This window comes from Novosphingobium sp. SG754, from assembly GCF_013149315.1.
GTDB lineage: Bacteria > Pseudomonadota > Alphaproteobacteria > Sphingomonadales > Sphingomonadaceae > Novosphingobium > Novosphingobium capsulatum.
Genome location: NZ_JABGCC010000007.1, coordinates 1 through 20512, shown reverse-complemented (window position 1 = coordinate 20512; position 20512 = coordinate 1). Strand labels below are relative to the sequence as shown.

The window sequence follows — 20512 nt, the reverse complement described above, 5'->3', positions numbered from 1 at the left end:
GGGGAACCCGGCGCCTTCCGCGTCGCGCCATCTAACGGCTCTCAGCCTTTTTGGTTTCCATCCTTTTTGGCCGCCCCGTTTTCGGCATCATCCGGCCACGCTTTGCCGCCACCCACCCAGGTTTCGCGCACGCGGGTGTGGCGGATGGCATCGGCCGTGGCGGTCAGCGGATCGGTATCGACTAGGATGAAATCGGCGCGCAGGCCCGGTGCCAGGCGGCCAAACCGACCTTCGGCAAAGCCGGCATAGGCGCCACCGGTGGTATAGGCGGCCAGCGCCTGCACGGGTGAGACCTTTTCCTGCGGCTGCCAGCCACCGGCCGGTTGGCCATCCGGGCCCTCGCGGCTGATTGCAGCCGCGATCCCGGCAAAGGGATCGGGCGCTTCCACCGGCGCATCCGAACCGAACGCGAGCCGGGCGCCTGCCTTGGCGATCGATTGCCAGGCATAGGCCCCGGCCAGCCGCTGCGGCCCAAGGCGCGCTTCGGCCATCACGCGATCGGAGGTTTCGTGCACCGGCTGCATCGACGCGATCACGCCGTTGCGGCCAAAGCGGGCGATATCGGCCGGATCGACGATCTGGGCATGTTCCACCCGCCAGCGGCGATCGCCTTTATAGGTGGCGGAAAGATCCTCGATGCTGGACAGCACGGCGGCATTGGCCCCGTCGCCGATGGCATGGACCGCCACCTGGAACCCGTCCATCGCCGCCCGGCTCATCAGGTTACCCAACTGGGTATCGGTCATGCGCGGCAACCCGCGCGTGTTGGGCGCATCGGCATAGGGCGCCTTGAGCCAGGCCCCGCGCGAGCCCAGCGCGCCATCCATGAACAGCTTTACCCCGCCCATACGCAGCCTGTCGGCATAGAGCCATGGTGTCGGCTCACCCCCGGCGATCAGGGCCATCTGCTCGGTGCCCATGGCATAGGCCATGATCCGCACATAGAGCTGGTTCTTGTCACCGGCGCGGCGGAAGGCCTGCCAGTCTTCGATGCTGGTGCCCATGTCGGCCACGGCGGTCACGCCGCGCTGGAACAGGATCGACTGCGCCTTGGCCAGCGCGGCATCGCGATCGGCTGCACGCGGCGCGGGCAGGCGCGGCGTCAACAGACCCATCGCCGCATCGACCAGCACACCGGCGGGCGTGCCATCGGGCCGGCGATCGATCGCGCCTCCATCGGGCGCTTTGGTGGCGGTGGTGATCCCCGCGGCCTTGAGCGCGGCATTGTTGGCCCAGCCGGCGTGACCATCGACGCGCTCAAGCCAGACCGGGCGATCGCCTACCACCGAATCGAGTTCGGCCGCGGTGGGATAGCGGCTGTGCCCGCTGCTGTCTTTCAGGCCCCATTGCTCCTGATTCCAGCCGCGACCAGTGATCCAGGTGCGATCGGGATGCTGCGCGGCATAGGCGCGGATCGCATCGAGCGCCTCGGCCAGCGTGCGCGTTGACGACAGATCGAGCGTCAGGGCGGCGAGGCCCAGCTCCATCACGTGGACGTGCGCGTCGATCAGGCCGGGCAGGATCACCTGGCCCTGGCCATCGATGTGATAGCCAAAGCCCTTCTTGGGCAGCTTGTCGCCAGGGTGAAAGACCTGGCGGATCACGCCAGAGCGATCGAACAACAGGCCGATGACCTGTTCGGGCTGGCCATCGGCGCCGATCGTTTCGCCATGGACATTGTCCACCAGCGTATCGGTCGAGGGTGCCTGCGCGGCATGCCCGGCAACCGGCAGGGCTGCGGCGGCAAGCAGGGCGGCGATGAGGGCGGGGCGGGCCGCCGGACGCAGGCTGATCATGCCGGCTTCTGGCCACGCAGGGGCAGGCGGCGAATCAGCGCGCTGGTATCCTGGCGGCCGGCGCCCAGGGCCTGCACTTCGGCATAGAACTGGTCGATCAGGGCGGTGGTCGGCACGCTGGCGCCCAGGCCGCGCGCTTCCTCGATCGCCAGGCCCAGGTCCTTGCGCATCCAGTCGACGGCAAAGCCGAAATCAAAGGAATCGGCTGCCATGGTGTCCCAGCGGTTGTCCATCTGCCACGATTGCGCCGCGCCGCCGGAAATCGCCTCGAACACCTTGGCAAGATCGAGATGCGCGGCCTGGGCAAAGCGCATGGCTTCGGAAAGGCCGGCGATCGTGGCGGCGAGGCACATCTGGTTGACCATCTTGGTGGTCTGCCCCGCACCCGATTTGCCCACGTGGACCACGCGCTTGGCATAGGCCGACAGGATCGGCCGGGCTGCTGCGATCGCCTTGTCGCTGCCGCCGCACATGATCGACAGGGTGCCGCTTTCCGCGCCGGATTGGCCGCCGGTAACCGGCGCATCCACACACAGGATTTCCTTGTCGCGACCTTCCACGGCAATCTGCCGGGCTATGCGCGCCGAAACCGTGGTATGATCGATCAGCACGGCGCCGGGGCGCAGCGTGGCAAAGGCTCCCTGCGGGCTGAGCACCACATCAGCCAGGTCATCATCGTTGCCCACGCAGGTGATCACCGCATCGGCGCCTTCGGCCGCTTCGGCCGGGCTGGCGGCAATGCGCGTGGCCAGGCCCGGATTGGCGGCCATCCAGGCCTCGCGCCGGGCATCGCTGCGGTTGAAGATGGTCAGGCGGTGGCCGGCCTGGCTCAGATGGCGGGCGATCGGCCCGCCCATGGTGCCAAGGCCGATGCATGCGATGGTGAGTGGTTCGGTCATGCCCGCTGTTTAGCCGCTTTGTGCACCCGCGCCAGCCCTCCCTTGGGGCTGATCGCTGGATGCGGAAACGGTTTCTTTGCTGCCCCCTTTGCATTAGGGGGTGGCTCACTATGGAAAACCTTGTCCACAAGCTCGCCCAACAGCCGGCGCATGCCCTGCTGTCCCTTGCCGACGTTCACGCGGCGGCCGGGCGAATTATGGGCAAGGTGGTGCGCACCCCCACGCTGCATAGCCAGACGCTGAGCCGGATCACCGGCGCAGAAATCTATCTTAAGTTCGAAAACCTGCAATTCACCGCCGCCTACAAGGAACGCGGCGCGCTCAATGCCCTTCTCCTGCTGACCGAAGAACAGCGTTCGCGCGGGGTGATCGCGGCCTCTGCCGGCAACCATGCCCAGGGCCTGTCGTATCACGGCACGCGGCTCGGCGTGCCGGTCACGATCGTGATGCCGCGCACCACGCCGGCGGTGAAGATCATGCAGACCGAAAGCGTGGGCGGCAACGTCGTGCTCGAAGGGGAAACGTTCGACGAAGCCTACGCCCATGCTCGCCTGCTTGAGGCGGAGCGCGGGCTCACGTTCGTGCATCCGTTCGATGATCCGGCCGTCGCGGCCGGGCAGGGCACCGTGGCGCTGGAAATGCTCACCGACGTTCCGGAGATCGACATGCTGGCCGTGCCGATCGGCGGGGGCGGGCTGCTTACCGGCATGGGCACCGCTGCGCGCGCGATGAAGCCGGGGATCGGCTTGGTCGGCGTGCAGGCAAAGCTGTTCCCCTCGATGTATGACAAGCTGAAGCACCAGAGCCTGCCGTGCGGCGGAGACACGCTGGCCGAAGGCATCGCGGTCAAGGAACCGGGGGCGTTCACCTCGGCCGTGCTGGCGACGCTGGTGGACGATATCGTGCTGGTCGATGAAGCCGCGCTCGAATCCGCCGTGGCGCTGCTGCTGCAGATCGAAAAGACCGTGGTCGAAGGGGCGGGCGCTGCTGGCCTGGCCGCCGTGATTGCCAACCGCGCCATGTTCGAAGGGCGCAAGGTGGGCATCGTGCTGACCGGCGGCAATATCGATACGCGTCTGCTGGCCAACGTGCTGCTGCGCGATCTCGCCCGCTCGGGCCGGCTCGGGCGCCTGCGCATCGTGCTGCAGGATCGTCCTGGCGCGCTCTACAGCGTGGTGGAAGAGTTCAACCGCCACCAGGTCAACATCCTGGAGGTGTGGCACCAGCGCATCTTCACCTCGCTGCCGGCCAAGGGCCTCACCGCCGAGATCGAGTGCGAAGCGCGCAACCGCGAGCAGATCGATCTCCTAGTGCGCGCGCTGCGCAACCGTGGCTATGACGTGACCCAGGTGGAACTGGCGTGACGCGCTGATCCGTTAACCCGTGCCGGGCAGGGTGTCCTGCCATGGCACGGGATCGCGCGGCGGCATGGAAATACACTCCGAAATGACCGGGCAGGCTTGTCGGCGGAACGGATTTCGTGGTTAACATGCTTTAACCCAGGGCCATGCCGGGGCACGGTGATGGGCACGACGCGCGCCGGATGGGCCGGCCAGCGACAAGGAACTGCTCTGGCTGTGACTGCGCCTGTCCGTTTTCCCCGCTTTTTCGTCACCAGCCCGGCGCCTTGCCCCTATCTGCCCGATCGGCAGGAGCGGAAGGTGTTTACCGAGCTGAAGGGGCCGGGCGCCGAAGAACTCAACGACGCGTTGAGCCGGATCGGTTTTCGTCGCAGCCAGACCGTGGCCTATCGTCCTTCATGCATTGAATGCACCGCGTGCGTTTCGGTGCGGGTGGTGGCTGGCGCGTTCCGCCCTTCGGCCACGCAACGCCGCGATCTGCGCCGCAACGGCGATCTGGTTGTCACCGCATGCAAACCGTGGTCCACTGCGGAACAATTCGACCTCTTGCGGCGTTACCTCGCTGCCCGTCATCCGGGTGGCGGCATGGCGACCATGGACGAAATCGATTTCGCGGACATGGTGGAACATACGTCGGTGAAAAGTTATGTGATTGAATACAGGGAGCCCACTGCCGATGGCAGCCCGGGCAAACTGGTGGGGGCCTGCCTGACCGATCAGCAGGGTGATGGGCTCTCGATGGTCTACAGTTTTTACGATCCACATCACGAAACGCGCGGCGGGCTTGGAAACTTCATCATTCTCGATCACATCCTCCACGCACAGAGGATCGGCCTGCCCTACGTCTACCTCGGCTATTGGGTCGAGGGATCGGCCCGGATGCAGTACAAGGTTCGCTATCGCCCGATGGAGCGATTGGGCCGGGATGGCTGGCACGCCTTTGAGCCCGATGCCCAGGCCGACGCGATTGACCGTCTTGGCCGCAGCGATGGCGGCAATGCCATGCCGGCCAAGCCTGAACTGGCGTCCCAGCCGGTGGGGCATGGCGCGGCAAGGGTGGTCGGCACTGGCTTGGCCGAAGGTTTCCCTCCGCTCTGACATCTTCTGCCTGTCAGGCCTGGCGCGGGCTCTGGCCACGCTTGGGCTGGGCCTGGGTGCAACGCTCGGTCCGCTGCCGGCGCTGGGCCAGTCGCGCAACGCCGATCCCGCGCTCGAGGCGTTGATCCCGGATTCGGCGATCGACAACCCGCAGGCATGGGCGCGCGACACCGATGCGGCGCACACCACCGTGCCGGATGTTTCCACGCTGATCAGCCCCGATCCGCTGCCGGCCCTGCTGCCCATGCCGGGCATCACCCTGGAATGGCCGGACAAGGCCGATCTCCCCGCGATTGAGCCGCTTAGCCCCGATCCCGACATCGCCGATGCCCAGGAACAGGCCAAGGCCGCCGGCGTGGCGCTGGAAACCGATGATTCGGCACAAGGGCTGCGCATCGCCAACGCAACGCTGGTGCATGTGGCCAACCAGGTAGAGCTGGCGTTCCCGCCTGATGTCACGCTGCCCGATCGCGATGCCATCGTTGCCCGCTTCAAGGGGCTGTCCGCGCTCGCCACGCTCAAGGACGATGAAGACAACCTGGCGCAGTTGACCCGGCGCGCCAAGAGTGACGCTGATCTGCTGCAACAGATACTGCGCGTCTATGGCTATTACGATCCCGACGTGATCCAGACGATCGAGCGCCCGACGACTACGCCCGTAGCGGCTGGAACGGCCGGCGCTACAACCGGTGCGGGTGCTGCCCCGGCCAAGGCGGAAACCGCTGAAGAGGCGCGGGCGCGGCGCCAGGCGAGCCTGGCCAAGGCCGTGGTACGGTTCGATATCCAGCCCGGCCCGCAATACCGTTTTGCCCATATCGCGCTGGGCGATATCCAGGCCGCAAGCGACGCGCAGGATCTGCGCGCGGCGTTCCACCTCAATGTTGGCGATCCGATCAATTCCGACAAGATTCTGACGGAAAAGGACAGCCTCAACAAGGAAATGGGCGAGCGCGGCTATGCCTTTGCCACCGTGGGCGAACCCGATCTGGTGATCGACCACGAACCGCGCACCGGCGATCTCAACCTGCCGGTCACCACCGGTGGCAAGTATCGCTTTGGCCACGTCAACAGCAACCTGCCGGCCTATCTCAGCTCGCGCCACCTGGAACGCATCGCCCGCTTCCGCCCCGGCGACATGTACCAGCGCAGCGACATGGACGATCTGCGCGAGGGCATCCTTGCCACCAGCCTGGTGTCCACCGCCACGGTCAAGGCCCGCGAAGTGACCCCGCCCACCAATGGCCAGCCGGGCGTGGTGGACGTGGATGTTGACCTGACCAAGGCGCCGCAGCGCACGCTCGCGGGCCTGATCGGCTATTCCAGCGGGGAAGGCGCGCGGCTGGAAGGCAGCTGGGAACACCGCAACTTCTTCCCGCCCGAAGGGATGATCCGTTTCCGCGGCGTGCTCGGCACGCAGGAGCAGCTCGCCGGCTTCACGTTCCGCCGCAACAATTTCCACGAGCGTGACCAGGTCCTCACGGCCGATCTCTATGCCCAGACGATCCAGGTTCGCGCCTATGACGCCAATACGCTGTCGGCCACGGCCAGCCTGGAAAAGCAATCCACGCTGATCTTCCAGAAGCCGTGGACCTATTCGTTCGGCATCCAGCTGATCGGCACGCAGGAAACCACCAGCACCACGCCGCGCACCACCTATTTCATCGCCGCGTTGCCGTTGCGCGGCGCCTATGATGCCAGCGACAATCTGCTCGATCCCACCAAGGGCTGGCGCCTGTCGCTGCGCGTTTCGCCGGAACTTTCCACCACCGATGGCACGAAGTCCAGCTATGTCAAAACCCAGATCGATGCGAGCGTGTACCAGCACATCAGCAGCCGGGTAATCCTGGCGGCACGCACCCGGCTCGGCGCCATCGTCGGCACGCAGGTTGACAATATCGCGCCGTCGCGGCGGTTCTATGCCGGTGGCGGCGCGTCGGTGCGTGGGTATTCCTATCAGCGGGTGGGGCCGCTCGATGCCACCGGAGAGCCGACCGGCGGCCGCTCGCTGACTGAATTCTCGCTGGAAGCGCGGGTCAAGACCGGGCTGTTCGGCGGGGCCGTGGGCCTGGTGCCGTTCGTTGATGCTGGCACGGTGGGCACCAATGCCACGCCCACGCTGTCGGGCATGCGCCTGGGCGCCGGGCTTGGCCTGCGCTATCAGACCAACTTCGGCCCGATCCGCATCGACGTGGGCACGCCCATCAATCCGCGCCCGGGCGACAGCCGCCTGGGGGTCTATATCGCGCTGGGGCAAGCCTTCTGATGGTGCAGGAAACGGAAGATACCGGCCCGGCCGGCGCACCCGCGCCTGCCCCTGTTCCGCCCCGCGCCACGCCGCGCCAGCCCGGCTTTGCCGCCCGCTGGGCCCGGCGCCTGGCCACGGGCCTGCTGCTTCTGGCAGCGGGCCTTGGCGTGCTGTTCCTGATCCTCGATTCAGCGATCGGGCATCGCTTCGTCATCGATCGCATTGCCCAGGTCACGCCGGGCTCGGGCCTGCGCGTCAAGATCGGGCGGATCGATGGCTCACTGTTCGGCGCCTCTACCCTGCGCGATGTGGTGATCAGCGATCCCCACGGCCGCTTCATGACCGTGCCCGAGGTAGAGCTGGACTGGCGCCCGCTGTCTTGGCTGCACAGCGGCCTCGATATCCGCACGCTGGTGTTCCACCACGGCACCTTGTGGCGCACGCCCAAGATGAACCCGGGCGATCCCAACGCTCCGATCCTGCCCGATTTCAACATCCGCATCGATCGCTTTGCGCTGGATGACCTGACGATCGCCAAGGGCATCGTCGGCGATCGCCGCCACATCGACGTACAGGCGCGCGCCGATATCCGCAACGGTCGCGCGCTGGTCGATGTGACCGGCAAGCTCGGCGGGCGCGATCGCCTGGTGCTGCATCTCGATAGCCAGCCCGATCGTGATCGCTTCGAACTGGGCGGCATCTATGATGCGCCGCGCGATGGCCTGCTGGCCGGGCTTTCCGGCTTTCGCCGTGATGTGCATCTGCGCGTCGCCGGGCGCGGCAGCTTTGCCGATTGGCACGGGTTTGGTTGGGCGCAGCAGAATGGCAAGACCATGGCGGCCTTCCTGCTCGACAATCGCAGCGGCATCTATCGCCTGGCTGGCCAGCTGTTTCCGGCCGACCTGCTCAAGGGCAGCGCAGCGGCTGCGGCCGGTGGCAAGGTTTCGCTGCTCTATCAGGGCACCTTTGCGCAAAGCCATGCGCAGGGCACGGCTTTTGCCGTCACCCCCACGCTGCGTGCGATGGCCCAGGGCGGCCTTGATCTGGCCAACAATCGCGCCGAAGCGATCGCGGTCAAGGCGCAAGTCCTGCGTCCGGAAAAGCTGCTGGCCAATCCGCAAGCGGATGGCGTGGCGCTGACCGGCACGCTCGATGGCGCATTTACCGATCTCTCGTTCCAGCACGTCCTGACGATCCGCAATCTGCGGTCGGGCCAGATCACTGCACAGGGCCTGCGCACCGCCGGCACCGCGCGCTGGGATGGCAAGGCACTGGTCCTGCCGCTCGATGTAACGGCGCAGGTTCTGCGCAGCGGCCAGGCCATGGTCGATCAGCATCTGTCGGGCGCGCGCCTGCAGGGCAGCCTGGTCTTGCGCGGCAATGCGCTTTCGGCCGATCCGCTGGCGCTGCATCTCAAGGGCCTCGATGCGCGGCTGACGCTGCGCGGCGATATCGCCCGCGGCGGCTATGCCCTGGCCGGGCCGATCGTGGCGCGCGGCTTTGCCGTGCCCGATGTCGGCATGCTCGATGGCACGGCGAAGGTCTTGATCAAGGTGGGTGACAACCTGCCATGGTCGATCCAGGCCAATGCCGCCGGGCGCCTCTCGCGCCTCAGCAACGCCACCCTGGCCAATCTCGCCGGTGGTGACGTGCGCTTTACCGGCAGCGCGCGCATGGGCGGCAATATCCCGCTCACGCTGCGCAAGGTGGCGGTCAACGCGCCCAAGCTGACCCTGACCATGGATGGCCAGGTGGGCCAGGACGGCACCGCCAGCGTGGTCGGCCAGGGCCGCTCCACCGATTACGGCCCATTCACCGTCGACGCGCGCATGGCCAAGGATGGTCCGCATGCGGAACTGGTCTTTGCCAGCCCGCTGCCGGCCGCTGGCCTCAAAGACGTGCGCGTGGGCATCAGCCCGATTGCCGATGGCCTGGGCATTACCGCGCAAGGCCAGTCGCGCCTGGGGCCGTTCAACGGCTCGATGGGGCTGTTCTCGCCCAAGGGCGGGCCAACCCGGTTGCAGATTCAGTTCCTGCGCGTGTGGCAAACCGACGTGAGCGGCGGCGTCACACTGGGCAGCGATGGGGTAACCGGTGATCTCGCGCTCAAGGGCGGTGGGCTCGACGGCACGATCCATCTCGCGCCGCAGGATGGCGGGCAGATGGTCAAGGCGCTGATCCTAGCGCGCAACGCCAGGTTTGGTGGCGACACGCCGCTTGCCATCGGCAATGCCAAGATCGACGTGGACGGCCTGTTCGCCAAGGGCAACAGCACGCTGACCGCCAACGTCACGGCGCAGGGGCTTGCAGCGGGCAAGGTGTTCATCGGCCGGATGGCGGCCAGCGCCGCACTGGTCAACGGCTCGGGCAGCGTCACCGCGTCCATCGCCGGGCGCCGCGGCACGCAGTTCGCGCTGCAGGGCACCGCCGCGTTCGAACCGGACAAGATCGTGGCCTATGTTGCCGGCAACTATGCCGGCCGCACGGTGGATATGCCGCGCCGCATGGTGATGGAGCGCGAGGGCGAGGGCTGGAAGCTCAATCCCACGCAGGTCACCTTTGGCCGCGGCATCGTCATCGCCGAAGGTCATGTGCTGGGCGGGCCGACCAAGATCGACCTCAAGGTCGCGCGGATGCCGCTGTCCGTGCTGGATATCGCCGTGGCCGATCTTGGCCTGGGCGGCCTGGCATCGGGCCTGATCGATTATAGCGACGATGGCACCGGCGCCCCGCAAGGGCACGTGGCGATCCAGGTGCGCAACTTCTCGCGCTCGGGCCTGGTGCTTACCTCGCAACCGGTCGATCTCTATCTGATTGGCCAACTCGATGCCGCGTCATTGCAGACGCGCGCCGTGGTCAAGGACCAAGGCGCGGTGCGCGGGCGCTTGCAGGCGGCGATCGCCGATCTGCCGCGTGGCGGCACGCTGGCCGAACGCCTGCGCGGCGGGAAGCTCAATGCGCAGGTGCGTTATAGCGGACCGGCCGAATCGCTGTGGCGATTGGCAGGGGTGGAAGCGTTCGACTTTACCGGCCCCTTGGGCGCGACTGCCAACATCACCGGCACGATCGATGCCCCGGTGCTGTCCGGCGCGCTGGCGGCCAAGGGCTTGCGCGTGCGCTCTTCGCTGATCGGGGCCGATATCCAGAATGTCGAGGCTGCGGGCAGCTTCGATGCCTCGCACTTGGCGTTGCAGCACTTTGCCGGCACCACCAGCAATGGCGGCAAGGTGGAAGGCAGCGGCACGATCGACCTCTCGGCCATCGCCACGAAGGGCGTGGGCATCGACCTGCGCCTGGCAGCCAACAACGCCCAGTTGATCCGGCGCGACGATATGTCGGCCACGGTCACCGGGCCGCTGCGGGTGATCAGCACCGGCAACGGTGGCACCATTGCCGGGCGCGTGCGGATTGACCAGGCCAGCTGGGCGCTGGGCAAGGCCAGCGCGGCGGCCGATCTGCCGACGATCAAGACGCGCGAAATCAATGCCCCGGCCGATGCCGCCCCGGCCAAGGTGCCTTCGGCGCCATGGCAGTTCATGATCGATGCCGTCGCCGCCAATCGCGTGGCGGTGCGCGGCATGGGCCTCGACAGCGAATGGGGCGCCGACATTCACTTGCGCGGCACCACTGCTGCGCCCGAGATCACCGGCACCGCCGAAGTGATCCGGGGGGCCTATGAATTTGCTGGCAAGCGCTTTGACCTGACGCGCGGCAAGATCCGCTTTACCGGCTCCACGCCGATCGATCCGCAGCTCGACATCGTCGCCACCGGCGATGCCAACGGGGTGACGGCCACGATCAGCATCACCGGCACGGCGGCGCATACCTCCATCGCGTTCAGCTCAACCCCGGCGCTGCCCGAGGAAGAATTGCTCAGCCGCTTGCTGTTCGGCACGTCGATCACCCAGATTTCCGCGCCGGAAGCGGTGCAGCTGGCCTCGGCGCTGGCCAGCCTGCGCGGCGGCGGGGGCGGCGATCCGATCAACAAGGTGCGCAACGCCATCGGGCTCGATCGCCTGCGCATCGTGGGGGCTGATGCCACCACCGGGCGCGGCACGTCGATCGCGGTGGGCAAGTACCTGGGCCGCCGGTTCTATCTGGAACTGGTGACCGACGGACGCGGCTACAACGCCACCTCGATCGAATTCCGCATCACCCGCTGGCTGGCCCTGCTCGCCACGATCTCCACGATCGGGGACGAACAGATCAGCGTCAAAGCGAGCAAGGACTATTGAGTCGAAGGTCCGGCGCCCGCACATATGGGCGCCGGACCACCGGCTTCATGGTAATGGAGATGGTGCCAGTGCTCAGCGCGTGATGGCGGCGGGGCGCAGGCGGCGGGTGGCAATGCCCTGGACCCAGGCCAGCAAGGCCACGCGCTTGCGCACCAGCACATAGGCCGCCCCAGCCACGGCGGCGCCCACCACCATGTCGACCAGGTAATGCGATCCCTCGATCGGGGTGGCGGCCAGCAGCACGAGGTTGAGCGGCACGATCAGCGGGCGCAGGTGCGCGATCCGCCAGGAAAAGGTGATGAACAGCAGGCCGCACACAGTGTGGAAGCTGGGCGCGGATACTAGGCCAGTGACCGAAGACAGTTCGATTCCGGCCAGGCGATGGGCGCGCAGGGCGGCGATCACCGTGCCCTGGTCCAGCCCGTTGCTGGGGGCATAGGGCACCGCGCCGTGCCACAGGTGCGATAGCGCGCCGCGTGCCGGGAACAGCGGAAACAGCACCAGCGTGATCACCGCGGCCAGCCAGAAGGTGAGCAGGAACTCGCGCGCCTTGTCGCGCTCTCCCTTCCAGCTGTGCCAGATCAGAATGGCCCAGGGGTAGAGGAACACGGCGTTATAGGCCGCCGATCCGGTATATTGCAGCACCGGATGGCGCACCACCAGGGCATAGAGGCCGAGCCAGTCGAAATGCAGTGCCTCGTCCCACCGTTGCAGAGCATCGTCACAGAACCCGCGCGAAATCGCTGCCACCTGATAGCTGGCCACCGCGCCAAGCACGCCGATCGCGATCAGGATCAGGCCATATTCGCTGAGGTTGCGCAGCCGGGCCTGCAACGGCGTGGTGGCGCGGGCACAGTGGCGCCAGGTGGCCAAGAACAGGGCGACAATCAGGGCCAGCACCGCGAAGGACGGGCTCGCCACCACGACTGGAAGGCGATTGCCCACCATCATGGCCATGACGACCAGCGCCGAACCGCCGACCAGTGCCCATAGGCAGCGATCGACCGGCGGCGCGGCGCGTACGGGCGCCAACGATGTTTCAGGCGTCATCGGCTGGAAAGGGTGGGCCGTGCCGCTGGGCGGTGGAACGGGCATCGGGCGCGGCCGCGAAGGACCAGGGTGTGGCGGCGGCGCAAGAGACCGGGGCTGGACAGCATCATCGCAAAGTTCTCGTTCGATCTGCGGGCGCATCAGGCCTGGTCCCTTGTGGTCTGTCGCGCCGCAGGTGAGAGAAACGCGATGGGCGCTGTCGCCAAGCTGAACCGGGCGGGCGTGTGTCCCAGAATGTCGCCGTCGGCCTGGATCGGCACGGCGTCCTGCCCCGTCACCGTGACGGTCTGCGCCGAAAATCGCTGCCAGGCCGGATCGGCAAAGCGGGGGCTGACCATGGCCGCCAGGGCCAGCCGCGCAATGTCGCGCCGGCGCGCGCGCGGCAGCAGCAGCACGCGAAATTCGCGGCAACGCAAGTCTGCCTGGGGATCGAGAGTCCACGGCCCGGCATAGAAGCGGCCCTTGAGCACGAAAACCGCTTCGGCGCGGTGGGCTGCGCCGTCGATCGTCACGGCCAGGGCCGGGCGAGGCCAGCGCCAGAGCTGGGCAATCAGCGCCAGGCCATAGGCGGCGCGGCCCCACCGCCGCTTGGCCTCAGGCGTCACCCGCGCCACCACGGCGCTGTCTGGCCCGACCGAGGCGCAGCACAGGAAGGCCGCGCCATCGAGCAGCCCATGATATTGCAGGGCAGGGGCATCATGCTGCGCCAGTGCCGCCACCAGCCCTGCCGGATCGGTGCCGCAGCCGGTTTCACGGGCGATAAGGTTCACTGTCCCGGCCGGTAGCAAGGCGTGGCGCACGGCTGGCGCGGGCGTGATGCGTGGCGCGTGCAGTTCGGCTTCCACCACCAGCCGTGCGGTGCCATCGCCGCCGACGATGCACACGACATCGGCGCGGTGGCGCTGCGGCGCGCGGGCATAGTCAAGGCTGTCGACCAGGCGCGTGGCGTGGCCGGCGGCGGTCAACGCGGCGCGCCAACGTTCGAGCGTGCGCGCGCAAAAATTCCCGGCATGGGGATTGTAGACCAGCGCGACAGACGGCGCTCGAGCAGGAGAGGGGGCAACAGGCAGGGCGGAAAGCAAAGGCGCCGGGGCTTGTCTTGCCAGGGCGCGATCAGCCATCGGCCGTCCCGCCGTCCCGGCCAAGCCATCGATATACGCGCAACAACCCCAACCTCCAATCGTCCCCGGCGCGCGGCAATAGCTGTTTGACGCTGGTATAACAACGCCGATTGCGCCCGCATTGGGTCAGGTCGGTCCCGCTTCCGCACGAAACGGGGGGCCCGCGTGCTCATGGGCAGGCTGCTGGAGACAAGCAGCGCGCTGTGCGCAAGAGCAAGATCTGGCGGATTTGGAGGGTGCTCTGCCCGCGCCGGTTGGCTTCATGGACAGCAAATCTGGCTGGGGCGGCAGGATTCGAACCTGCGAATGCCGGTACCAAAAACCGGTGCCTTACCACTTGGCGACGCCCCAGCAGAGCGCGCGCTTATAGCGGGCCAATCGTGAATGGGAAGGGGGTAGCTGGGGATAACTTGGCGATGCCTGCGCCCCTCCCGAAGGGGAGGGGGCAGGTGCCGCGGACCAGTGTCAGGGCGGTCAGAAACCCTTGACGATGCCCTTGAGCTTTTCGGGTGGCAGGCTGTCGAAATCGGCAGCGCTGTGGCGTTCGGCGATCCCCTTGGCGCTGTTCACCAGGCGCCCGCGCAGCACGGCGGGGCGCTGGTCGATCTCGCCCACCCAGCGACCGACGTGCTCGTATTCGTGCATCGAAAGGAATGTGGCCGCATCGCCATAGGCTTCGCCGCGATAGAGATTGCCCATCCAGGTATAGGCGGCAATGTCGGCGATGGTGTAGTCTTCGCCGCCCAGGTAGCGGCTTTCCGCCAGGCGGCGGTTGGCCACGTCGAACAGGCGCTTGGTTTCCATGGCATAGCGATCGATCGCATATTCGATCTTGATCGGGGCATAGTTGTAGAAGTGGCCAAAGCCGCCGCCCATGAACGGGGCAGAGCCGATCTGCCAGAACAGCCACGACAGGCATTCCGCCCGCGCCGGGTTTTGCGTGGGCAGGAACTTGCCGAACTTTTCGGCCAGATGCATCAGGATCGCGCCGGATTCGAACACGCGGAACGGGGTGGCGCCGCTGTGATCCACCAGCGCGGGAATCTTGGAATTGGGGTTGATATCGACAAAACCCGATGAAAACTGGTCACCTTCAAAGATTTTGATCAGCCAGGCATCGTATTCGGCTTCGGCGATGCCGGCTTCCAGCAGTTCTTCCAGCATGATCGTGGCCTTCTGGCCATTGGGCGTGCCGAGCGAATAGAGCTGGAACGGGTGATCGCCTACCGGCAGATCCTTGTCGTGGGTGGGGCCGGCCGTGGGGCGGTTGACGCTGGCAAAAGCACCACCGTTGGCCTTGTCCCAGGTCCAGACCTTGGGCGGCGTATATTCTTCGGACATGGTCGTTCCTCTGCAACGGAAGTTTGTTAGGTTGCCTATCATTCTGACGAGGCGCCGGGGGAACTGCAAGACATGTTGTGGCGTTGGCCTGTCGGAGAGGCAAGCCTTGAACAGGAAAGCCGTTTTGCAGGAATCGGGCAAGAGCCGACTGGTCTATGTGGACGATAGTGCACCGGGCATCACGCGGCGGCGCGCGGGGCGCGGATGGTGCTATCGCGATCATGCCGGGCAGCGCATCGCCGACCGGACAGAGATCGACCGCCTCAATGCGGTGGCGCTGCCGCCGGCCTATCGCGACGCGTGGTTCTGCCCGATGCCGCATGGCCATATCCTGGCGACCGGTGTCGATGCGCGCGGCCGCAAGCAATACCGCTATCACCCCGATTTCCGCGCCGCGCGCGAGGCGGAGAAGTTTGATGGCTGCGGGGCATTCGGCGCGCTGCTGCCCAAGATCCGCGCCCGCGTCGAAGCAGCGCTATCGGGCCGGGGGCTCAGCCAGGAACGCTGCATCGCCTCGGTGGTCCGCCTGCTCGACACCGGTGCGATTCGCATCGGTAACGAGGCCTATGCCCGCGCCAACGCCAGCTTTGGCGCCACGACGCTGCGCATGAAGCATGTCGAACTGCGCGGGCAAAGCCTGCGGCTGCGCTTTCGCGCCAAGTCGGGCGTGGAGCGGGACATGCGCCTGACCGATCGCGCCCTCGTGCGTTTCGTGCGGCGAATGCAGGATCTGCCCGGCCAGCACTTGTTCCAGTACCTGGGCGAGGATGGCGCGCCATGTCCGGTCGGCTCAGCCGACATCAACGCTTGGCTGCGCAGCGTGACCGGGGCGGAATTCACCGCCAAGCATTTCCGCACCTGGCATGCCAGCGTTCTGGCATTTGGCGCGCTGGCCCATGCCGAACAGAACGTGCCGCTCAAGGAACTGCTGGCGCAGGTGTCCGATCGGCTGGGCAATACACCCACGATTGCCCGCAAGAGCTACATCCATCCCGCCGTGCTGGCCCTCGTGCCCGATCAGGCGGAATGGCGCGCAGGGCTGCGATTGCCCCGCGCCACGCAATGGCTCTCGCGCGACGAGCGTGGGCTGCTCGCGCTGCTCGATGCTCAGCCCAGCGCCGTCAGCGTTGGCACCAGCGCATCGAAGTGATCGATCACCGCGTCGGCGCCCAGAAGCGGCGGCGGCAGGTCATGGAACCCAAAGCTGACTGCCACGACCGGCAGACCGGCTGCGCGCGCCGCGCCAATGTCGAACGTGGTATCGCCCACGAACGCGGTCCGCCCGCCACCGCAGCGCGCGATCATTTCCTCAAGCATGTCGGGCGCCGGCTTGGCCTTGCCCGGCCCCAGGGTATCGCCGCCGATTATCGTGGCAAAGCGGGGTGAAAGGCCCAGTTCGTCCAGCAACTGTCGCGCGAATTCCTCGCGCTTGTTGGTCGCCACCGCGACAGTGACGCCGCGCGCCGCCAGTGCGTCGAGCATTTCTGCCCCGCCAGGATAGAGCCGGGAATGCACCGCGATCGCCTCGCCGTAATAGGCGAACAGGCGATCCTGCAGCGGCTTGAACTCTGCCTCGTCATAGCCGCCGCTTTCGGCCAGGGCATTGCGCAGCATCTGCCCCGATCCCCCGCCGATGAAGCGGCGCACCACATCGAGGGGGAAGGTCTGCCGCCCGGCATATTCCAGCGTGCGGTTGAGCGCGTTGCCCAGGTCAGCGGCGGTATCGCATAGGGTGCCGTCCAGATCGAACCCAACGATGGAAAATGGAAAATCGGTCATGTTGCAAGCCAGTGCCCACCCGTTCTGGAAACTGCAAGCATAAGCTGGCAAGGATGCAGCCATGACCACGCAAACCCAGTCGCCCTCGGCCACCGCTCCTCTCGCTCTTGTCATCCTTGCTGCAGGCAAGGGCACCCGCATGAAAAGCGATCTGCACAAGGTGCTGCATCCGGTCGCCGGGCGGCCGATGCTGCTGCATCTCATGGCCAGCGCGGCGCAACTGGCGCCGGCGCATCAGGTGGTGGTGGCCGGCCATGGTCGTGACCAGCTGGAAAAGGCGCTGGGCGGCAGTGCCACGATTGCGGTGCAGGAACCGCAACTGGGCACCGGCCACGCCGTGCAGCAGGCCCAAGATGCGCTGGCCGGTTTCGCTGGCGATGTGCTGATCCTCTATGGTGACGTGCCGTTTGTGCGCGCGCAGACGATGCAGGCCATGCTCGATCGGCTGCATGCGGCCGATGCCCCGGCCGTGGTCGTGCTCGGCTTCCGCCCTGACGATGCCCTGCAATATGGCCGGGTCATCGCCGAGGGTGACCGCGTGGTGAAGATGGTGGAGCACAAGGATGCGAGCGAGGCGGAGCGCGCCTGCACGCTGTGCAATTCCGGCCTGATGGCGGTGAAGGGCAGCGACCTTTTTGCCCTGCTGGCGCAAGTGGGCAACGACAATGCCCAGGGCGAATATTACCTCACCGATATCGTCAACGTGGCCAATGCCGCGGGCAAGACCTGCGCCGTGGTGGTGACCGACGATCCCGACGAAGTGGCCGGAATCAACAGCCGGGCAGAACTGGCCCAGGCCGAAGGCCGCTGGCAGCAGCGCCGCCGCCTGGCGGCAATGGCCGACGGCGCCAGCCTGGTCGCGCCCGAAACCGTGTGGTTCTCGCATGATACCGTGCTCGGCCGCGATGTGACGGTGGAACAGAACGTGGTGTTTGGTCCAGGTGTCACCGTTGCGAACAATGTGGTGATCCACGCGTTCTGCCATCTCGAAGGCTGCACCGTGGAAAGCGGCGTGTCGGTGGGGCCGTTCGCCCGCCTGCGGCCCGGCGCCACGCTGGAGCAGAACAGCCGCGTGGGCAATTTCGTGGAAGTGAAGAACGCGCGCCTGGGTGCCGGTGCCAAGGCCAACCACCTGACCTATCTGGGTGATGCTGACGTGGGCGCCGGCGCCAACATCGGCGCGGGCACGATCACCTGCAACTATGACGGCTATTTCAAGTACCGCACGGTGATTGGCGAGCGCGCTTTCATCGGCTCCAACTCGGCCCTGATCGCCCCCGTGCGCATTGGCGCCGATGCCATCGTGGCGGCGGGCAGCGCGGTGTCGCGCGATGTGTCTGATGGAGAACTGCGCCTGGTGCGGGCCGAGCAACTGGTCAAGCCGGGCTGGGCTGATCGCTTTCACGATGCGATGAAGAAGAAAAAGGCCGAAGGCAAGAAGTAGGCCCCTTTGCCTGACCCGGCCGCGATCATGTCCGCGAATTCATCTGCCGGTTCACCCGGTCGAAAGCAGGCAGGTCGCAAGAGGCCGGACAGACACGAAATACCAAGAATTACCCGGCCATGATGCCGGCCATTCGCGTTATCTCCCAATCCTGAAGAAAGTGTGGGCCCCAATCCATGTGCGGAATTATCGGAATCGTCGGCAAGGAAGAAGTCGCGGACCGGCTGGTCGATGGCCTGCGCCGCATGGAATATCGCGGCTATGACAGCGCCGGGGTCTGCACCGTGTTCGACGGGCAGCTCGTGCGCCGCCGCGCCGAGGGCAAGCTCAACAACCTGGTCAAGGAACTGGCGGTCAATCCCGCGCCGGGCCTGATCGGCATTGCCCACACCCGCTGGGCCACGCACGGCGCCCCCACCACCAGCAACGCGCACCCGCATGCGACCGGCGAAGTGGCGCTGGTCCACAACGGCATCATCGAGAATTTCCGCCCCTTGCGCGAGGCGCTGCTCGCGCGCGGCCGCACGTTTGAAAGCGAGACCGACACCGAAGTGGTGGCGCACATGGTTTCGGAACTGGTCGAGGCCGGCAAGAGCCCGGCCGAGGCGGTCAAGGCCGTGCTGCCGCAGCTGCGCGGCGCCTTTGCCCTGGCCATTGCGTTCCGCCAGCATCCCGATCTGCTGATCGGCGCGCGCCTGGGCTCGCCGCTGGTGGTTGGCTATGGCGACGGAGAAACCTTCCTGGGCTCCGATGCCCTGGCGCTCGCGCCGCTGACGCAGCGGGTGTCGTACCTGGAAGAAGGCGATTGGGTGATCGTGCGCCGCGACGGCGTCGAGGTGTTCGATGTGAACAACCAGCCCGTCACCCGGCCGATCGTTGCTTCGGGCGCGACCGCCGCCGCGATCGAGAAGGGCAACTATCGCCACTTCATGCAGAAGGAGATCTTCGAGCAGCCGATCGTGGTGGCGCAGACCCTGCGCTCCTATCTGCGCCGGGTGGAACAGACCGTTTCGCTGCCGCAGATCGATTTCGACCTGGCCAGCATCAACCGCGTGACCATCGTCGCCTGCGGCACCAGCTATTACGCCGGGATGGTGGCGAAATACTGGTTCGAACAGTTTGCCCGCCTGCCGGTCGACATCGATGTGGCGAGCGAGTTCCGCTATCGCGATCCCGTGCTGGAGCTCGGCGGTCTGGCGCTGTTCATTTCGCAATCGGGTGAAACCGCCGATACCTTGGCGGCGCTGCGCCACTGCAAGGCGGCTGGGCAGACCATCGCCGTGGTCGTCAACGTGCCGACCAGTTCGATGGCGCGCGAGGCAGATCTGCTGCTGCCCACCCATGCCGGGCCGGAAATCGGCGTCGCCTCGACCAAGGCGTTCTCGTGCCAGCTTGCCGTGCTCGCCGCGCTGGCGGCGCATCTTGCGGTCAAGCGCGGGCGCCTGTCGCGCGAAGAGGAAGCGCTGATCGTCAACCAGCTGGCCGAAACGCCGGCCGCGCTCAACGCCGCGCTGTCGCACGACGAAGAAATCGCGGCGATGGCCCCGCTGATCGCTCCGGCGCGTGACGTGCTCTATCTCGGCCGTGGGCCGGACTATCCGCTGGCCCTGGAAGGCGCGCTCAAGCTCAAGGAAATCAGCTATATCCACGCCGAAGGCTATGCCTCGGGCGAAATGAAGCACGGGCCGATCGCGCTGATCGACGAAGCCGTCCCGGTGATCGTGCTCGCCCCGTCGGGGCCGCTGTTCGAAAAGACCGTGTCCAACATGCAGGAAGTGCGCGCGCGCGGGGGCAAGATCGTGCTGATCTCTGACGCGGAAGGGCTGGCGGAAGCGGGCGAGGGCTGCCTTGCCACGATCGAGATGCCCAAGGTCCACCCGCTGATCGCGCCGCTGGTCTATGCCGTGCCGGTGCAGCTGCTGGCCTATCACGTCGCCGTGGCCAAGGGCACCGACGTGGACCAGCCGCGCAACCTGGCCAAGAGCGTGACGGTGGAGTGAGCCTTTAACACGCCCTCCCCCAACCCCTCCCGCAAGCGGGAGGGGAGTCTAGAGTTTGATGACATTACATTGACGCATAGCCTGAGTTTCTGAGGTAGTTTGCGCATTCGTCTGGCGTGAAGGCGTCGAGTAGTGAGCCGATG

At 66.6% G+C, this 20512-nt stretch carries 13 protein-coding genes and 1 tRNA gene; 7 read left to right on the top strand and 7 right to left on the bottom strand.

Annotation, left to right across the window (positions count from 1 at the left end; all coding sequences use genetic code 11):
• Positions 1-41: 41 nt before the first annotated feature.
• Both FHW97_RS16730 and FHW97_RS16725 read right to left on the bottom strand, forming a co-directional pair.
• Positions 42-1796 (bottom strand): amidohydrolase, encoded by a 1755-nt coding sequence (locus FHW97_RS16730; RefSeq protein ID WP_171799303.1) that lies wholly within the window; start codon positions 1794-1796, stop codon positions 42-44.
• On the bottom strand, positions 1793-2695 hold the full coding sequence (locus tag FHW97_RS16725) for an NAD(P)-dependent oxidoreductase (RefSeq protein WP_022677646.1): 903 nt from the start codon (positions 2693-2695) through the stop codon (positions 1793-1795). The genes FHW97_RS16730 and FHW97_RS16725 overlap by 4 nt, the downstream gene beginning before the upstream one ends.
• A gap of 110 nt (positions 2696-2805) precedes the next feature.
• On the opposite strand from FHW97_RS16725, the gene FHW97_RS16720 reads away from it, so the two are divergent.
• The 4 genes from FHW97_RS16720 (at position 2806) to FHW97_RS16705 (ending at position 11634) form a co-directional block, all read left to right on the top strand.
• Entirely contained in the window at positions 2806-4059 is a 1254-nt protein-coding gene (locus FHW97_RS16720; RefSeq protein WP_022677647.1) for a threonine ammonia-lyase, read from the top strand.
• A 213-nt stretch (positions 4060-4272) separates the two neighbouring features.
• Entirely contained in the window at positions 4273-5154 is an 882-nt protein-coding gene (locus tag FHW97_RS16715; RefSeq protein WP_082350178.1) for an arginyltransferase, read from the top strand.
• The gene (locus FHW97_RS16710) at positions 5099-7417 is read left to right on the top strand and encodes an autotransporter assembly complex family protein (RefSeq protein ID WP_171799302.1); all 2319 of its coding nucleotides are present in this window, start codon (positions 5099-5101) and stop codon (positions 7415-7417) included. The genes FHW97_RS16715 and FHW97_RS16710 overlap by 56 nt, the downstream gene beginning before the upstream one ends.
• Entirely contained in the window at positions 7417-11634 is a 4218-nt protein-coding gene (locus FHW97_RS16705) for a translocation/assembly module TamB domain-containing protein (protein WP_171799301.1), read from the top strand. The genes FHW97_RS16710 and FHW97_RS16705 overlap by 1 nt, the downstream gene beginning before the upstream one ends.
• 72 nt (positions 11635-11706) lie before the next feature.
• Here FHW97_RS16705 and FHW97_RS16700 read toward each other — a convergent pair whose 3' ends face one another.
• From FHW97_RS16700 to yghU, 4 genes are all read right to left on the bottom strand, one after another.
• On the bottom strand, positions 11707-12684 hold the full coding sequence (locus FHW97_RS16700) for a phosphatase PAP2 family protein (RefSeq protein WP_169049266.1): 978 nt from the start codon (positions 12682-12684) through the stop codon (positions 11707-11709).
• Positions 12685-12824: 140 nt separating this feature from the next.
• The gene (locus FHW97_RS16695; RefSeq protein ID WP_171799300.1) at positions 12825-13805 is read right to left on the bottom strand and encodes a diacylglycerol kinase family protein; all 981 of its coding nucleotides are present in this window, start codon (positions 13803-13805) and stop codon (positions 12825-12827) included.
• A gap of 276 nt (positions 13806-14081) precedes the next feature.
• Positions 14082-14156: transfer RNA gene (locus FHW97_RS16690), tRNA-Gln, on the bottom strand.
• A 123-nt stretch (positions 14157-14279) separates the two neighbouring features.
• Positions 14280-15146 carry a glutathione-dependent disulfide-bond oxidoreductase gene (gene yghU / locus FHW97_RS16685; RefSeq protein ID WP_107718223.1) on the bottom strand — a complete coding sequence of 289 codons (867 nt, stop codon included), beginning with the start codon at positions 15144-15146 and terminating at the stop codon, positions 14280-14282.
• A gap of 106 nt (positions 15147-15252) precedes the next feature.
• Here yghU and FHW97_RS16680 point away from each other — a divergent pair, with 106 nt between their 5' ends.
• Complete coding sequence (locus FHW97_RS16680; RefSeq protein ID WP_253941847.1) at positions 15253-16296, top strand: DNA topoisomerase IB; 1044 nt, start codon at positions 15253-15255, stop codon at positions 16294-16296.
• On the opposite strand, the gene FHW97_RS16675 is transcribed toward FHW97_RS16680, so the two are convergent.
• A complete protein-coding gene (locus FHW97_RS16675; RefSeq protein ID WP_171799298.1) occupies positions 16254-16925 on the bottom strand; it encodes an HAD-IA family hydrolase in 672 nt (223 codons plus the stop codon). The two genes, FHW97_RS16680 and FHW97_RS16675, sit on opposite strands and share 43 nt — an antisense overlap.
• A gap of 61 nt (positions 16926-16986) precedes the next feature.
• On the opposite strand from FHW97_RS16675, the gene glmU reads away from it, so the two are divergent.
• Positions 16987-18369 carry a bifunctional UDP-N-acetylglucosamine diphosphorylase/glucosamine-1-phosphate N-acetyltransferase GlmU gene (glmU, locus tag FHW97_RS16670; RefSeq protein WP_171799297.1) on the top strand — a complete coding sequence of 461 codons (1383 nt, stop codon included), beginning with the start codon at positions 16987-16989 and terminating at the stop codon, positions 18367-18369.
• A 176-nt stretch (positions 18370-18545) separates the two neighbouring features.
• The gene (gene glmS / locus FHW97_RS16665; RefSeq protein ID WP_171799296.1) at positions 18546-20369 is read left to right on the top strand and encodes a glutamine--fructose-6-phosphate transaminase (isomerizing); all 1824 of its coding nucleotides are present in this window, start codon (positions 18546-18548) and stop codon (positions 20367-20369) included.
• The last annotated feature ends 143 nt before the right edge of the window (positions 20370-20512 follow it).

Excerpts from the sequence above, each read along its gene's own strand:
- FHW97_RS16730 (WP_171799303.1), bottom strand. The coding sequence starts at position 1,796 with ATGATCAGCCTGCGTCCGGCGGCCCGCCCCGCCCTCATCGCCGCCCTG.
- FHW97_RS16725 (WP_022677646.1), bottom strand. The coding sequence starts at position 2,695 with ATGACCGAACCACTCACCATCGCATGCATCGGCCTTGGCACCATGGGC.
- FHW97_RS16720 (WP_022677647.1), top strand. The coding sequence starts at position 2,806 with ATGGAAAACCTTGTCCACAAGCTCGCCCAACAGCCGGCGCATGCCCTG.
- FHW97_RS16710 (WP_171799302.1), top strand. The coding sequence starts at position 5,099 with ATGGCGCGGCAAGGGTGGTCGGCACTGGCTTGGCCGAAGGTTTCCCTC.
- FHW97_RS16705 (WP_171799301.1), top strand. The coding sequence starts at position 7,417 with ATGGTGCAGGAAACGGAAGATACCGGCCCGGCCGGCGCACCCGCGCCT.
- FHW97_RS16700 (WP_169049266.1), bottom strand. The coding sequence starts at position 12,684 with ATGACGCCTGAAACATCGTTGGCGCCCGTACGCGCCGCGCCGCCGGTC.
- FHW97_RS16695 (WP_171799300.1), bottom strand. The coding sequence starts at position 13,805 with ATGGCTGATCGCGCCCTGGCAAGACAAGCCCCGGCGCCTTTGCTTTCC.
- yghU (WP_107718223.1), bottom strand. The coding sequence starts at position 15,146 with ATGTCCGAAGAATATACGCCGCCCAAGGTCTGGACCTGGGACAAGGCC.
- FHW97_RS16675 (WP_171799298.1), bottom strand. The coding sequence starts at position 16,925 with ATGACCGATTTTCCATTTTCCATCGTTGGGTTCGATCTGGACGGCACC.
- glmU (WP_171799297.1), top strand. The coding sequence starts at position 16,987 with ATGACCACGCAAACCCAGTCGCCCTCGGCCACCGCTCCTCTCGCTCTT.
- glmS (WP_171799296.1), top strand. The coding sequence starts at position 18,546 with ATGTGCGGAATTATCGGAATCGTCGGCAAGGAAGAAGTCGCGGACCGG.